The sequence below is a fragment of the Mesorhizobium sp. M1406 genome, from assembly GCF_040317555.1.
Taxonomy (GTDB): domain Bacteria; phylum Pseudomonadota; class Alphaproteobacteria; order Rhizobiales; family Rhizobiaceae; genus Mesorhizobium.
Window position 1 is genome coordinate 154,175 of the sequence record NZ_JAMYKW010000006.1, and the last position, 15,857, is coordinate 170,031.

Consider the following 15,857-nt stretch of genomic DNA (forward strand, 5'->3'; position numbering starts at 1 on the left):
TTGGTATGAATTCGAATCCGAAATCCAAGTCCATGACAACACTCGACGCACCGTCGTTCGCACAGCGGCCCGGGCAAGCCGGCCGGCGGCGACTGGTTTCGCTCGGCGCGTTGCTGCTGGCCGCTCTTGGCAGTTTCCTGGCAACCCCTTCCCATGCCCAGGACATTCCGACATCGCCGTCTTTTGTCGACGATTTCAAGAGCTTCGATCGTGCGCGCTGGTATGTTTCCGACGGCTGGAACAATGGCAGCCATCAGAATTGCACTTGGTCGAAGGGACAGGTCAGCCTGTCGGACGGGGTGCTGTCGCTGGGCTTCGAGAAGCAGCAGCTGAAAGACCGTGAGTTTGCTTGCGGGGAGATCCAGACCAAGCAGCGCTTCGGCTACGGCACCTATGAGGCGCGGCTGAAGACCGACACCGGCTCCGGCCTCAACGCGGCGTTCTTCTCCTATATCGGTCCGTCCGACAAGCAGCCCTGGGACGAGATCGACTTCGAAATCCTGACCAAGGACACCTCCAAGGTGCAGGTCAATGCCTATATCGCGGGCAAGGGCAAGAACGAGAAGCTGGTCGACGTGCCGGGTGGCACCGAGAGTGCTTTCAACGACTACGCCTTCGTCTGGCAAAAGGACAGTTTGCGCTGGTACGTGAACGGCCAGTTGGTCAATACCATCACCGATCCGGCGAAATTGCCGACCCATGCGCAGAAGATATTCTTCAGCTTTTGGGGCAGCGATACGATGAAGGGTTGGATGGGAGCCTTCGCCGACCCAGGCCGCAAGCTTTCGCTGCAGGTCGAGCGCGTTGCTTTCACGGCGCTCGGCGAACCCTGTCAATTTCCGGAATCGCTGGCATGCAGCGTAAAGTAGTTGGGATAGTCGATTTGAACTGGCCGGGCCGAGAACGGTCCGCCGCCTTGCATGGGAATGAAAACGAATGAATTTGACGGTGTTTGGAATTGGCTATGTCGGCCTCGTGCAGGCGGCGGTGCTTGCCGAAGTAGGGCACCATGTGGTGTGCGTGGACATCGATGCCGCCAGGGTCGAGCGGCTCAATCAGGGCCTGGTTCCCATTTTCGAACCCGGGCTGGAAAACCTCGTCAAGGAGAACCATGCCGCCGGCCGCATCAAGTTCACCACCGATGCCGCCGCCGCCGTCAGGCATGGCGACATCCAGATGATCGCGGTTGGCACGCCGCCCGGCGAGGACGGCTCGGCCGACCTCAAATATGTGCTGGCCGTCGCCGAGACCATCGGCCGCGAGATGGACAAACCCAAGATCGTCGTCGGCAAGTCGACGGTGCCGGTCGGCACCTGCGAAAAGGTCAAGGCGAGGATCGCCGAGACGCTGAAGAAACGAGGCCGCGAGGACCTGAGCTTCGACGTCGCTTCCAATCCGGAATTCCTCAAGGAAGGGTCCGCGGTTGCCGATTGCATGAAGCCGGACCGCATCATCGTCGGCACCGACAGCGAGGACACCGAGGCGGTGATGCGCGAACTCTACGCACCGTTCAACCGCAACCATGAGAAGATGATCGTGATGGATGTGCGCAGCGCCGAATTCACCAAATACGCCGCCAATTGCATGCTGGCGACCAAGATCAGCTTCATGAACGAGATGGCCAATTTGGCCGAGCAGCTCGGCGCCGACATCGAGGAGGTCCGCAAGGGCATCGGCAGCGACCCGCGCATCGGCTACCATTTCATCTATCCGGGTCTTGGTTATGGCGGCTCGTGCTTCCCGAAGGACGTGCGGGCGCTGATCAAGACCGCCGAAGGGGTCAAGTTCGACGCCAAGCTGCTGCGCGCAGTCGAGGAGCGCAACAACGCACAGAAATCGGTTCTCTTCGACAAGGTGGACCGCTATTTCAAGGGCAATCTCAAGGGCAAGACATTCGCGCTGTGGGGCCTCGCCTTCAAGCCCGACACCGACGACATGCGCGAGGCGCCGGCGCGCGTCCTGATGGAAGCGCTGTGGAAGGCCGGCGCCAATGTCCAGGCCTATGATCCCGAGGCGATGCAGGAATGCCAGGCCATCTACGGCCTGCGCGACGATCTGCTTCTGTGCGGCACCAAGGAGGCGGCACTGCGCGGCGCCGACGCGCTGCTGATCGCCACCGAGTGGAAGAATTTCCGCGCGCCGTCCTTCGATGCGCTGAGAGATGCGCTGACCACACCGGTCATCTTCGACGGCCGCAACCTCTATGATCCCAAGGTCATCGCCCGTCACGGCATCGAATATCACTCGATCGGCAGAATGGCGGCGTGACGGCAGGGCGGCACAACAAGGAGCCAGGTCCATGAAAGTTCTATTTGCGGGCGGCAGCGGCTACACGCCGCAATTCAGCGGCGGTGTGCAGTCGAGCACCCACCATCTGGTCGAACAATTGCGCGAGAACGGTCATGATGCGTCCGTTCTGGCAGCGCTGTTCGGCGATGGCATATTCGGCTTCAGGGCGCGCGCCAAGATGAAGCTCCTTCGTCAGCGCGCTGTCATCGACACTTTTCCGGGCTATCCGGTGGTGCGCGCATGGTTTCCCTGGGAAGCGGTCGGCTTTGCGGTCGAAAAGCTGAGGCCGGATGTTGCCGTGGTGCAATGCCACAACTCGGTTCCGATCGGCAGGGCACTGCAAGCCGAAGGCGTGCCTGTCGTCGTTTATCTGAGGAATGTCGAATTCCGCGAACTGGCCGGTGACCTGCGCGACCTGCAATCGGCGCTCTATATCGCCAATTCCGAGTTCACCGCGCGCACCTACAAGGCAAAATTCGATATCGATTCGACGGTCATTCCGCCGACCATCAATCCCGGGTTCTACAGCACTCCCACGACCGGTGAATTTGTCACGCTCATCAACCCCTATGAGGAAAAGGGCTTCGACCTTGCAGTCCGCATTGCCGCCGCCTGTCCTGAGATCCCATTCCTGTTCGTCGAAAGCTGGAAGCTCGATGACGATCATCGGGCCCGGATCGAAGCGACAATCTCTCCATTGCAAAACGTCAAGCTGGAAGGCCGCACCAGTGACATGAAGACGGTCTACGGCCGCACGAAGATACTGCTTGCGCCCAGCAAATGGGAGGAGGCCTGGGGCAGGGTAGCCTCAGAAGCGCATTGCAGCGGCATTCCCGTGGTCGGCTCACGTCGCGGCGGTCTGCCGGAAGCAATCGGCTCCGGCGGCGTGGTTCTGGACTACGACGCACCGCTTGCCGACTGGGTCTCGGCCGTCAGGCGGCTGTGGAGCGACGAGGCCGAGTACAAGCGTCTGTCGGCGGCGGCGATTCAGTTTTCCGAGCGATCGCAAATGAACCCAGACCGTCAGTTTGCCACGTTCATGGACGTTCTCGACAGCGCTCGGCGCGTCGGCCTGGAGCGTGCTGCCTAAACGCGCTGCGTTGGATTTGCCCAACTGGCCATGCCGGCCTCCGCACCTGGACCCGCCAAGCATGCCGGCGCTGCCGGGGTTCTGGCGGATCCTGTAGGCCTTGGAGGTTGATCGGCAGACACGCCAAATTGCCTGAAATCTTGCAAGGTCGCACCAATAATGTTGCAGTGCAGCAAGACCTGTACTAACGTCCGTCCGGGTGGCCAAACAGCGGTAGAATTCTATGCTGCACGTCTTGTGCCTCGGGCACGATGTTTTCGGCCCGGCCGTCGTCGGGCGCGCACCGGCTCCCAGCGCGGTTGACCTGCAGCCACCTTGCAAGGTTTCCGTGTCACCTGTCAGTCCCCATGCGGGGCGGTTCACAACGGGCTGCTTGATCGGTGTTCGCACGAACGCATCCTGCCGATGAAGATTTGCTTCGTAGTCGACAAGTTCCCCTCATTGTCGGAGACTTTCGTTCTCGACCAGATAGCCGGATGCCTTGAGCGCGGCATGGAAGTCGGCGTCGTCTGCAATGAAATGTCGTTTGGCAAGGACGGCAATATCGACGATTCTCGCTGGCACGCGCTGCCGGGAAAGGTCGTATGCTGGTGGGGTGGCCTGGCTCGCTATCGCCCGCTGCTCAGGAAGTGGTCTGGCAGGTTCTGGGATAAACTGTCGACCGCCATCGACATTGCTTATGCGCGTAAATTGCAGAACGCCGACCTGATCGTCGCCCATTTCGGCAACAACGGCATGCGCGTGGCCCGCGCTATCAAGCGAGGCAGGATTTCCGCTCCCCTTATGACGATATTTCATGGCCGCGATGTCGGCGAGCCGCTGCATGACAATTCACTCGCGCGCTACAAAATTGTGTTCGAAAAGGGCGCTCTTCAATTGCCGGTGAATGCGTTTTTCCGCGATGCTTTGATCGACGTCGGTGCACCGCCGACGCAAGTTATGGTTCACCATATGGGCGTGCGGCCGAGCGAGATCGGCTATCGGTGGCGTTCATGGGAGCACGCCACTCTATCTTTCATCTCGGTCTGCCGCCTGACCGAAAAAAAGGGCATCGAATATGCGCTTCGCGCGCTCGCCGGCCTGCCGCGGCGCGATTGGGCCTATTCGGTGATCGGAGGCGGAGAACTTCTGGAGGAGCTGAAGGGGATCGCCGCAAATCTCGGCATCGCCGACAGAGTGACCTTTCTTGGCCCGCGTTCGCACAGCGAAGTGAAGCAGCGGCTGCGCGATGCTCATGTGTTCCTGCTGCCTAGCGTCACTGCGCGCGATGGCGATCTGGAAGGCATTCCGGTTTCACTGATGGAGGCAATGGCCGCCGGCCTGACAGTGGTCAGCACATATCACTCGGGGATTCCCGAACTGATCGAGGATCAAAAGACAGGTTTTCTCGCTCCCGAGAGAGACATTGCGGCGCTGACTAGCAAACTTGCCTGGATCGCCGAGAATCCGAAGCCCTGCGAGCAAATTGCCCTCGCCGCGCGCAAGAAGATCGAGGCGGACTTCAACGCAGATGTGCTGAACGAACATTTCGCACAGATAGCCGAGCAGCTTGGCGAAACGAGGTTCGGTTCATGAATGTCAATCCGCCGCCCCCCCATTTCGGTCGTGTCGCCCTTCGTGGCGGATTGGTGACGATCGGTGCGCAGGGCTTCAAGATGGCGATCCAGTTTCTCTCCGTCATCGTGCTCGCCCGTCTGCTCGTTCCCGAGGATTTCGGCCTGGTGGCTTCCGTCGGGCCGATCGTGGCATTTGTTGGATTGCTTCAAAACCTGGGCCTCCAGCAGGCTGTGGTTCAGCGCAAGGACATCAGCGACCAGCAACTCAACCAGGTTTTCTGGATCAGTGCGCTCGTCGGGCTGGGCAGTGCCGTGGCAGTGGCCGGCCTGGCGCCCGCGATTGCCGCTTTCTACGGCGATCAGCGCATGTCCGGCATCACTCTTGGCTCCGCCTTGCCGCTGCTCCTCGGCAGTCTTGCCGCGGTGCCGCTGGCATTGATGAATCGCCACCTGCAATTCGGCCAGCTCGCCGTGAACGATGTGACAAGCGCCGCCGCCGGACTTCTGGCCGCTGCGGTCGCGGCCTACGCGGGGCTTGGCTACTGGTCGCTGGTCATCGGCCCAGCTGTTTCAGCGGTTGTCGCATTGGCGGCCGCGTGGCGGGTGGCGCGGTGGAGGCCGCTACGGCCTGATTTGAAAGTCGATGCCGACATATTGTCGTTCGGCGCCAATCTGACGGGCTTCAATCTTGCCAACTTCTTCTCGCGCAATCTCGACAACATTCTCATCGGAAAATATTCCGGCGCGATCGAGCTCGGCTATTACGACCGCGCCTATAAGCTCCTGCTGTTCCCGCTGCAGAACATCAACCAGCCGCTGACGCGCGTGATGGTGCCTCTGCTAAGCCGCATCCATGAGGACAAGGCTCGATTTCGCGACATTTACGTGCGGACCAACTGGATGCTGGCTGCCGTTACCATGCCCGGCATTGCGGCGCTGACGATGACCTCCGATCAGGTCGTAGGACTTCTCTTCGGCCAGGGTTGGGCGCCGGTGGCGCCGATTTTCGCCTGGCTGGGCATCGCTAGCCTGGTCCAGTCCGTTTCAAGCACCACAGGCTGGATATTCATCTGTCAGGGCAAGACGAAGACCATGTTCCACTGGGGCATCTATTCGTCACTGACGACCGTCGCCGCCTTCATCGTCGGCTTGCACTGGGGTGCCGTCGGCGTTGCCGCGGCCTATGCCATCAGCGGTTACGTGCTGCGCGTTCCCGTGCTTGCCGTGCTGGTCCATCGAGTCGGTCCCGTCACAGCCGCCGACTTTCTCGTCATGCAGGGGCTTTTCATTGCCTCGTCCCTGCTCGCCTGGCACGCATACTCGTGGCTGCCGGCGTCGCTGACCGGACAGTCAGACCTGCTCGCGGTCTTTCTTGCGATTGCCCTCAATTACGGGATCGGTCTCATTCTCATGCTTGCGGTCGCCCAATCGCGCCGCGCGTTGTTCACCACCCTGTCCAATGCCGCGCGCAACATCCGCTGAGTGACCCTCGATCAAAGGCGCCAGCAGGTTTGTGGCCGACATTGCCGAGGCATGCTCCTCAAGCACCGCCTGAAGGCTGGTCTGGCGATAGAGGTTGAGGTTTCCTGCAAATCTGCCGAGCTTTTCGCTCGCTTCCTCAGGCGTCACTGTGTCGATGTCGAGCAGCACGTCGGCGACACCGATCCGCTTGGCTACTTCCTTGGTCTTGAACTCATAGGCGATTGGCAGCACCGGCGTGCCGACACAAAGCGACATGATCATCATGTGCATACGCGTGGCGACCACGAAGTCGAAGCCTTTCACCAGTGCCATCAACTGGTCCGGCGTGTGAAACGCAGCGTCTACGGTCACATGTTTGGCGATCTCCGGATCGAGTTCGGCGACGATCGCCCGTGCGGTCTTGGAATCGTCATGGGCATATTCCGGCACCCCCTGACACGTGGAGACGAAGGTCACCTCCTTGCCGTGGTCCCTGACGAGAATCGTCGCGATCTCGTGGATCGAATCGAGATAGCGGCGCATGCCACCTTCGCCGTCGCTGACATAGTTCCAGTGGCGGACGGAAATGGCGACGCGGCCTGTCGGCGCCGGCGGCTGACTGGAGGCTAGAATTTTCTCGATCCTGTCGGTTTCTGCCAGGGCAAAGACGGCATCGGCAACCACATGGCATTTGCCGAAATCCTTAACCAGATCCTGAATATGGTTTCTGGACCGTTCGTCACGCAGCAGGATGAGCGGGCTGCGGTCGAAGATCGGACTCAATTCCTGGCGGTTGTAACTTTTATTGAACGGGCCGAGCGATTGCGTGAAGAAGACCGGATCCTTGCCGAGCACGGCATCAAGCCGGAACTGATTGAGACGCCTCTCGAGATTGTAGTTCTCGACGAGATAGGTGCCGCCCGTCGTGACCACGAGATCGGCGCCAGTGTAGATATCGAGGCTGCGACGGTCACTCCGGCTGAAGAAAGTGCCAAGCGCGCTGCTCCCAAACCACCGCAGGGCCTGAAGGACAATTTTGTTGTAGATCGGTTTGATCCGGTTCTTCAGTCCATCGCCATTCTTGTACCTGAAAAGGGATTCCGACAGCAGCTTGTGAAATTCGAGGTCCGGATACTCCCTTTTCGGGTAGAGCCTCGCCGCGACCTCGGGCTGGCTGTCGAAGATGAAGAACTGCAGGTCGCTCCCGGCGACTGCCTTTAGGATGTGCCGGATCGCTAGGAGAATCGCTGCATCCCCGGTGTTCAGGCAGACTGTGTTTTCGACCACGATCTTCATGGAATTTACCTCATATCGTCAGCAGATTCCGCAGCTAGGCCAGCGGTGCTTAAGACGGGGGTGACCGAAAATGCTGCACGCCAGGACGATCCCGATGCGCTCCGCGTCACGATTAGGGCGCCGCACCAGGTCGGTGACCGCACGGTCCGAGTGGCACTAAAAGCAAGCCCGAGATTAACGCATCAATTTTGCAGTGCAACAGAAAACGTGGATCACTGCACCAAAAATGTTGCGATGCAGCAAGAGGTGTACTAGCATTCTTGTGGGTGGGCCAACAGCGGTCGAGTTTTCATGCTGCATGTCTTGTACCTTGTGCACGACGTTTCCGACCCGGCCGTGCGCCGAAGGATTACGATGCTCAAGGCAGGTGGGGCCCAGGTCACTTTGGCCGGCTTCCGTCGCACCACGAATCCGATTGCGGATGTCGAGGGATTGCGGCCGATCGACCTTGGCGCGACGCGTGATGGGCAATTCGGCCAGCGCCTCGCGGCGGTCGCCAAGGCGGCTCTATCGGTCGGCTCGAAGCTTGCCGGGGTGCCGAGGCCCGATCTCATCATCGCGCGCAACCTGGAAATGCTGGCGCTCGCCCGCCGCGCCAGTTCAGCCTTCGGTGCGTCGGTTCCGATCGTCTACGAGTGCCTCGACATTCATCGCCTTGTGCTGCGCAACGATGTCCTGGGCAAGGCGCTGCGCGCCACGGAACGCTTCCTGGCCAGGGACGTGAAGCTGCTAGTGACCAGTTCGCCTGCCTTCATCGCCAATTATTTCAAGCCGTTCGGCCAGGTCGCGGCACCCATCGATCTGGTCGAAAACAAGTATTTCGAGGCCGCGGCCATCTTGCCTGGCGCGCCCGAGGCCTTGGAGAGTCCGCTCGGCCCGCCATGGCGGATCGGCTGGTTCGGCGCTTTGCGCTGCCGCCGTTCGCTCGAACTGCTGGCCGATTTTTCCCGCCGCATGGACGGACGCTTCGAGATCGTGCTGCGCGGCCGTCCGGCTTTGTCCGAATTCCCGGATTTCCATGGCTTCGTCGAAGCCGAACCATGGCTGTCGTTTCGCGGGCCCTACCGTAACCCGGAGGACATGGCGGCGATTTATAACGACGTCCATTTTTCCTGGGCGATCGATTTCTTCGAGGCGGGGCAGAACTCCGAATGGCTTCTGCCCAACCGGCTCTATGAAGGCTGTCGTTTCGGCGCGGTGCCGATCTCGATGGGCAACACCGAGACCGGGCGATTCCTCAAGCAGCAGGATATCGGCGTGCTCTTGCCGCAGGCTTCGCCCGAGGCGCTCGAAACCGCGCTCGGCAAGATGGAAGAGCATCTCTTCGCCAGGCTGAAGTCGCGTGTTCTGGCCCGCAACCCGAGGACCTGGAGCTACGATCGAAGCGATTGCCGGGCGCTCGTCGAGCGGTTGCGCGGCCTGACCGCCGTGCCCGGCTCCTTTGTAGCCGAGGCATTGGCATAGGATGGCCAGAGATGGACAGAGGCGGATGACGCAGACTGAAAAACCCTCATCCTGCCTGATCGTTATTCCGTGCTTGAACGAAGCCGCCCATATCGGCGCGCTGCTCGATCAATTGCGACCCGCGGCCGCCAGGCTTGACGCCAGCATCATCGTCGCCGACGGCGGCAGCACCGACGGCACGCTGGCCATCGTCCAGGACATCGTTGCGAAGGACCAGCGCGTTATCCTGCTTCACAATGAGCGGCGCATCCAGAGTGCGGCGATCAATCTCGCCGTCGGCACGTTCGGTAAGGGTGCCGACTATCTCATCCGCATCGATGCGCATGGCGGCTATCCCGACGACTATTGCGACCGGCTGGTCGAGGAGGCATTGGCCACCGGCGCGGATTCGGTTGTGGTTTCGATGCTGACCAGCGGCAGCGGCACCGTGCAGAAGGCCGCCGCCGCGGCGCAGAATTCCAAGCTCGGCACCGGCGGCTCGAAGCATCGGCACCTTTCGGGAGGAGAGTGGATCGACCACGGCCATCACGCGCTGATGCGGATATCGGCCTTCGGGGCGGTCGGCGGTTATGACGAGACGTTCAGCCACAATGAGGACGCAGAGCTTGACTACCGCCTTCGTCAGGCCGGCTACAAGATCTGGATGAGCGGCAAGACGCAGATGGTGTACTATCCGCGCGCCTCGCTCATCGGCCTCTATTTCCAGTATCTCGGCTACGGTCGCGGCCGCGCCAAGAACGTGCTGAAGCACCGCGTCATCCCGAAGGTCCGGCAGATGGTGCCGCTGCTGGTGTTTCCGGTCGTGCTTCTGGCGGCCTTCTCTTTCGTGCATTGGCTGGCGGCGGTGCCGCTGCTGATCTGGGCGTCGGTATGCCTCGGCTACGGCATGTGGACGGCCATCCGCCAGCGCAATGCCGATATCGCGCTTGCCGGCGTCTCGGCGATGGTCATGCATCTTGGCTGGTCGGTCGGCTTCTGGCTGCAGCTTCTCGGCCTCGGGTCGCGGCGCGGGGTGGCGTGATGACGGCGCAGGCCAAGAACCGCGGCATCGACATCGGCGTCTGCACGTTCCGCCGACCGGAACTGGCTGACACGCTGCGCTCGCTCGACGCCATGGAGATTCCGGCGGGATTCGATGTCAGCATCGTCGTCGCCGACAATGACGACGCCCCGACCGCCCGTGATCTGGTGACGGCGCTGTCGCGGGAATTGACGGTGCCGATCCGCTATCAGCATGCCCCGGCGCGAAACATCTCGATCGCCCGCAACGCTTGCCTCGAAGCCAGCACCGCAGATTTCGTCGCCTTCATCGATGACGACGAGACGGCCACGCCCGCATGGCTCGCCGAACTGGTCGCTATGGCTGAAGCAAGCGGTGCCGCCGCTGTGCTCGGCCCGGTCAGGGCGCACTATCGCCCGGATGCGCCGGACTGGATGCGGCGCGGCGATTTCCATTCGACCTTGCCCGTCTGGGTGCGCGGCGAGATCCAGACCGGCTACACCTGCAACGTTCTGCTGCGGATGGGATCGGACAGCCTGCGCGTCCGCCGCTTCAGCCTGGCGCGCGGCCAGACCGGCGGCGAGGACACCGAATTCTTCGACCAGATGCACAAGGCCGGCGGCCGCATCGCTTTTGCGCCGGAAGCCTGGGTCGACGAGGTGGTGCCGCGCACAAGGGCGGCATTCGACTGGCTCGGCCGCCGCCGCTTTCGCGTCGGGCAGACGCATGGCCACCTGCTGGGGCGCAACGCGCGGGGCATCGGCCTGGTCAAGCAGGTCGGCCTGGCGTCGGCAAAGGCCATCTATTGCTTCGCCTCGGCACTTCCGGTCCTCATCAGTCCGGTTCGAAGGAACCGAAGCGTGCTACGCGGCATTATGCATGTCGGCGTCGTCAGCGGCCTTGTCGGCATCCGCGAAATCCGGCTCTACGGCCAGCCTTCGCCACAGGAGGGAGGCAATCGTGCAGCCTGATGTGAGCTTCGTGATTGCCGCCTATAACGCCGAGGCGACCCTCGACCGGGCGATCGCCAGCGCTATCGCCCAGAACAACGTCAGCGTCGAAATCATCGTCGTCGACGACCAGTCGCGCGACGCAACGCTCGATGTGGCGCGGGCCTATCCGCAGGATATCGTCCGCGTCGTCGCCCTTGCCAGCAATCGCGGCCCTGGCGGCGCCAGGAATGCGGGCCTCGACGCCGCCCGAGGCAGGTGGATCGCGGTTCTTGATTCCGACGACGCCGTCTTTCCCGATAGGCTCGCCGCCATGATCGCGCGTGCCGAGAGTGCAGGCGCCCAGATCGCCGTCGACAACCTCCAGGTCATTCGCGAGGACGGTGTCATCGAGGACGCGATGTTCCCGCGGCACTATCTGGAAGGCTTGCGCGAAATTTCGCTAGCCACCTACATCGCCGGCAACGTCCTCTTCGAATCGAAGTTCAATCTCGGCTATCTCAAGCCGATCTTCCAGCGCGAGTTCCTGAACGAGAACGGACTTCGCTATGATGAAAAACTGATCATCGGGGAAGACTACATCCTCCTGGCCAACGCCTTGGCCATGGGCGGCAAATGCGTCGTCGAACCTGATATCGGCTATGCCTACCATATCCGCAGCGGCTCCATCTCCCGCGTGCTCGAGCTTCACCATGTCGAAGCGATGCACAGGGCAGATGCGGTGTTCGCTCAAACTCATCAGATGGATGACGCCGCTCGGGCCGCGTTCGCCCGGCGCGGCCGCAGCCTGCGCAAGGCCGCTTCATTCCTGTCGATGGTTCAGCACATCAAGGCGCGGTCACCGCTCAAGGCGATCCTGACAGCGCTCGGCGACCCGGCGGCGGTCAGGCATATGGGCATGCCGATCGCCGTGCGGTTGCGAAGAATGGCGGCGCAGTTTGCCGTTGGGGTGGGCAGGTGAAGATGCAGGCACATGGAGGTTTTCGTGGCCTGTGAATGGACTGAAGTCGATCTCCTCAGAAGGAATTTGCGATGAAGAAAATCAGGAAGGCCGTGATACCGGTGGCGGGGCTTGGAACACGGTTCCTGCCGGCGACCAAATCGATGCCGAAGGAAATGCTTCCCGTCGTCGATAGGCCTGTCGTGCAATATGCGGTGGACGAGGCCTTCGAGGCGGGCATCGAGCACATCGTGTTCGTGACCGGTCGCAACAAGGCGGTAATCGAGGACTATTTCGACCTCCATCCGGAACTGATCGGAACCCTGGAACAGACCGGCAAGAAGGCGCAGTTGCAGTCGCTGGAAAGCCTTTTGCCGGTGGCCGGCGCCACCAGCTTCATCCGCCAGCAATCGCCGCAAGGCCTCGGCCATGCCGTCTGGTGCGCGCGCGAAGTCATCGGCAACGAGCCCTTCGCCTTGCTGCTGCCGGACATGGTCTCCTTTGGCGGGCGCGGATGCCTCGCCGAAACCGTCGACCTCTACGAGCGAACCGGCGGCAATGTCATCGCCGTCGAGCGTTGCGAACCGACCGAGACCAACAAATACGGCATTGTTGGCCGCGGCGCCGAGATCGGCAGTGGCTTCGAGGTGACGGCGATGGTCGAAAAGCCGGCGCCGGCCAACGCGCCGTCGAACTTCTACATCAACGGCCGCTACATCCTGCAGCCCGAGATTTTCGCGCTTCTGGGCAATCAGCAGCGCGGCGCCGGCAACGAGATCCAGCTGACGGACGCAATGGTCCGTCTGTCGAAGGATCAGCCGTTCTTCGCCCAGCCTTTCAAGGGTCGCATGTTCGACTGCGGTTCCAAGGAAGGGTTCATCCAGGCCAACATCGCCTTCGCGCTGGCGCGCGACGACATGAAGGGCCCGGTTTTCGAGATGCTTCAGGAGTTCGTCCGGACGCATGAACGTCAGGAAGAAGCCGCATAATGCCCATGTTTCGGGAGCATTTTCAGATGGTGGATGGCGCGGGGCGATAGGCTTTGCGCTGTCTGGCACGAGGTTTGCGTCGTTTTGCGCAAACGCTCCCGATCTTGGCGGCGCCTGCAAGCCAGGGCATGATCCCGGAAAGTGGGTCCCGGTTTCCGGAAAAGATCATGTTCAAACAGTGAGATAGAGCCCATTGCGATCAATCGGAATGGGACCGGCTCTAGAATTGGACCGAAGATGAACTATGCCAACTTTCCTCTCGACAAGAGGATGCCATTGCCGAATTCAGACGCAGGAGACGGCGAAGACTTCATCGATATCGAGCGGCTGCTTGGCATGGCCGCACGGCAAGCCAAGGTGGTTGCCGTGTGCGCCATCATCGGTCTCATTCTTGGCGTGCTCTATCTGCAGACCACGCCGCCCAAATATCAGTCGGTCAGCAGCGTGCTGATCGACGAAGGCTTGAACAAGATCGTCGATGACATCTCAGCGGCATCGACAACCATGCAGACCGATTCCGCCATCCTGAGCCAGATCGAAATACTGAATTCGACGCGGCTTGCCGCCGTGGTGGTCGACAAGCTGAAGCTCGACCAGAACGATGCGTTCATGAATCCGCCCGTATCGGCTCTGGCCCAGGGCGTCGGTCTGGCCCGGAGCCTGATCCAGTATGTTCGCCCCAGCCCCGCCACGCCGGGCGTCGGTGACATCAGCAAGCTCGACCCCGCCGCCCGCGATGCGCTTATCGCCACGTCTCGTCGCGACTACGCGATCCTCAAGCTGCAGAATGAGGTCCAGGCGGAGCGCACCGGGCGAAGCTTCGTGATCACCATAGGTTATCAGGCAACGGATCCGGCCCTCGCAAACGCGGTCACCAAAGCCTATGCCGATGCCTATCTCGCCGATCAGCTCGATGCCAGCTTCGACGCCACCGAGCGGGCGGCGGTCTGGCTGCAGGGCCGGTTGACGGAATTGCGCCAGAGCTCGCAGGCGGCATCGCTCGCGGTCGAGAAATTCAGGGCCGAACATGGCTTGGCCGCCAACAGCGATGGTCAGCTGATGAGCGACAAGCAACTCTCCGATCTCAACGCCCAGCTCATCGTCGCGCAGGCCGACACCGCACGCGCCAGTGCCCGCTACCAGCAGTACAAGGCAATTGTCGAAAGCGGCTCCGACAACGCTTTCAAGGATGCCGCCATATCGAGTGACCAGCCGAGCAGCTCGGTCATCGCGGCGCTCAAGACCCGCTACCTCACGGTCTCCAAGCGGCTGCAGGACGTCGAGGCGAATTTCGGCCCCCAGCATCCGCAGGCGGTGGCGCTTACCAAGGAGAAGACCGACATATCGACGCAGATTTTCGGCGAACTGAAGCAGCTGACCGAAAGCTATCGCAACGAATATGAAGTGGCGCAGGCGCGCGAGACCGCGCTCAGGGCCAATGTCGCGGCCGCACAAGGCAAGAGCTCCGTTGACAACCAGACGCAGGTCAAGCTGCGTGAACTCGAACAGCAGGCGACGGCGCTCACCACGCTCTATCAGACATTCCTCGGCCGCTATGAGGAAGCCGCGCAGCAGCAATCCTTCCCGGTCGGCAAGATCCGCATCATCTCGGACGCCTCGATGCCGACCTCCGCGTCAAGCCCACGCACGATCATCGTGCTGGGACTTTCGCTGGTTCTTGGCATGCTGATGGGCGCCGGCTTCGGCGGCCTGAACGAGTTCAACGAACGGTTCTTCAGGACCGGCGAGGATGTACGCGACCGGGTCGGCCTGAAATTCCTCGGCTATCTGCCAATGATCGGCGGCAAACTCGGCAAGGAAGAAAAGCCGGGCGATACCCAGGTGGATGCCAAGACCGCCAAATCGCTGTCGGCCGCGGAAAAACGGGCGCGCATGCGGGTCAGCATCGATTCGCCTGCCTCGATGTTCTCCGAAACGCTGCGCAGCGCCAAGATTGCCTTCGACGTCGTGCTGGAAGGGCAAGGCAGCCGCGTCATCGGCATCATCTCGGTGCTTCCCGGCGAGGGCAAGTCGACGGTCGCGGCCAATCTCGCCGGCCTGCTTGCCGCCAATGGCGCCAAGACGTTGCTGATCGATGGTGACCTGCGCAATCCCGGCCTCAGCCGTGGCCTCGGCATGGAAGCCGAGCAGGGCTTGATGGAAGCGGTGGTCAACGGCCAGACCTGGCAGTCCGTCGGCAAGATCGACAGGCAGACGAAGCTGGCGATCATCCCGGCCGTGCTGCGCGGCAACTTCTCGCATACCAGCGAACTGCTCTCCTCCGCCGGCATGCGGCGCTTCATCGGGAACGCCAAGGAGACATTCGAATACATCGTCGTCGATCTGCCGCCGCTTGGACCAGTGGTCGACGCCAAGGCCTTCGCGCCGCTGGTCGACGGTTTTCTGCTCGTCACCGAATGGGGGCGCACGCCGCGCGCCATGGTCAGGTCGATGCTGGAATCCGAACCGTATGTCGCCAACAAGATCGTCGGCGCGGTGCTGAACAAGGTCGATCTGAAGAAGCTGGCCAAATACGGATCGTTCGGCGGCTCGGAAAAGTTCTTCGATAAATACTCGACCTACTATCTGGAAAAATCGGAAGTGCGCAGCAAGGCACCGGTCTGATTTGACCGCTGCCAGGGCAAGGCCGGCCGCGTTCATTGTGGCTGCACGTGACGTGGCGATGCGCTAACCGGAGCAGACGATTGGTACGCGGCCTTGAGCCGGCAGCGGAAATGGTGCGGTCGAGCAGTAGCCGGATGCGTGGCTCGGCTTAGGTCGCCACCAGCTTGCCGCGATCATCGTCGCGCCGATTGCCATCG

At 61.6% G+C, this 15,857-nt stretch carries 11 protein-coding genes and 1 pseudogene; 11 read left to right on the forward strand and 1 reads right to left on the reverse strand.

The genetic code is table 11. The features are described from left to right. Positions 1-5: 5 nt before the first annotated feature. The 5 genes from exoK (at position 6) to NKH03_RS08475 (ending at position 6,417) form a co-directional block, all read left to right on the forward strand. Entirely contained in the window at positions 6-869 is an 864-nt protein-coding gene (gene exoK, locus NKH03_RS08455; RefSeq protein WP_352968030.1) for an endo-1,3-1,4-beta-glycanase ExoK, read from the forward strand. A 67-nt stretch (positions 870-936) separates the two neighbouring features. Continuing rightward, positions 937-2,268, forward strand: coding sequence for a UDP-glucose dehydrogenase family protein (locus NKH03_RS08460; protein ID WP_352881536.1), 1,332 nt, complete (start codon positions 937-939; stop codon positions 2,266-2,268). A 31-nt stretch (positions 2,269-2,299) separates the two neighbouring features. Next, positions 2,300-3,379, forward strand: a complete 1,080-nt coding sequence (locus NKH03_RS08465; RefSeq protein ID WP_352869078.1) for a glycosyltransferase — start codon at positions 2,300-2,302, stop codon at positions 3,377-3,379. 492 nt (positions 3,380-3,871) lie between these two features. Further along, positions 3,872-4,954 (forward strand): glycosyltransferase, encoded by a 1,083-nt coding sequence (locus tag NKH03_RS08470; protein WP_502913493.1) that lies wholly within the window; start codon positions 3,872-3,874, stop codon positions 4,952-4,954. After that, a complete protein-coding gene (locus tag NKH03_RS08475) occupies positions 4,951-6,417 on the forward strand; it encodes a lipopolysaccharide biosynthesis protein (protein ID WP_352869073.1) in 1,467 nt (488 codons plus the stop codon). Before NKH03_RS08470 ends, NKH03_RS08475 begins: the two co-directional genes overlap by 4 nt. Positions 6,418-6,642: 225 nt before the next feature. Here the strand turns inward: NKH03_RS08475 and NKH03_RS08480 are convergent. Then, positions 6,643-7,692, reverse strand: a pseudogene (locus NKH03_RS08480) (polysaccharide pyruvyl transferase family protein); the annotation flags it as partial. A gap of 291 nt (positions 7,693-7,983) precedes the next feature. Between NKH03_RS08480 and NKH03_RS08485 the strand changes: the two are divergent. From NKH03_RS08485 to NKH03_RS08510, 6 genes are all read left to right on the forward strand, one after another. Then, entirely contained in the window at positions 7,984-9,156 is a 1,173-nt protein-coding gene (locus tag NKH03_RS08485) for a glycosyltransferase (RefSeq protein ID WP_352968032.1), read from the forward strand. A gap of 25 nt (positions 9,157-9,181) precedes the next feature. Continuing rightward, positions 9,182-10,177, forward strand: a complete 996-nt coding sequence (locus tag NKH03_RS08490) for a glycosyltransferase family 2 protein (protein WP_352881548.1) — start codon at positions 9,182-9,184, stop codon at positions 10,175-10,177. After that, positions 10,177-11,127 carry a glycosyltransferase family 2 protein gene (locus tag NKH03_RS08495; protein ID WP_352968033.1) on the forward strand — a complete coding sequence of 317 codons (951 nt, stop codon included), beginning with the start codon at positions 10,177-10,179 and terminating at the stop codon, positions 11,125-11,127. The genes NKH03_RS08490 and NKH03_RS08495 overlap by 1 nt, the downstream gene beginning before the upstream one ends. Next, positions 11,117-12,067, forward strand: a complete 951-nt coding sequence (locus NKH03_RS08500) for a glycosyltransferase family 2 protein (RefSeq protein ID WP_352869061.1) — start codon at positions 11,117-11,119, stop codon at positions 12,065-12,067. The genes NKH03_RS08495 and NKH03_RS08500 overlap by 11 nt, the downstream gene beginning before the upstream one ends. Positions 12,068-12,138: 71 nt before the next feature. Further along, on the forward strand, positions 12,139-13,035 hold the full coding sequence (locus tag NKH03_RS08505) for a UTP--glucose-1-phosphate uridylyltransferase (RefSeq protein WP_352869058.1): 897 nt from the start codon (positions 12,139-12,141) through the stop codon (positions 13,033-13,035). A gap of 237 nt (positions 13,036-13,272) precedes the next feature. Beyond that, positions 13,273-15,660: a polysaccharide biosynthesis tyrosine autokinase gene (locus tag NKH03_RS08510; RefSeq protein WP_352881552.1), complete on the forward strand. Its 2,388-nt coding sequence runs from the start codon at positions 13,273-13,275 to the stop codon at positions 15,658-15,660. The last annotated feature ends 197 nt before the right edge of the window (positions 15,661-15,857 follow it).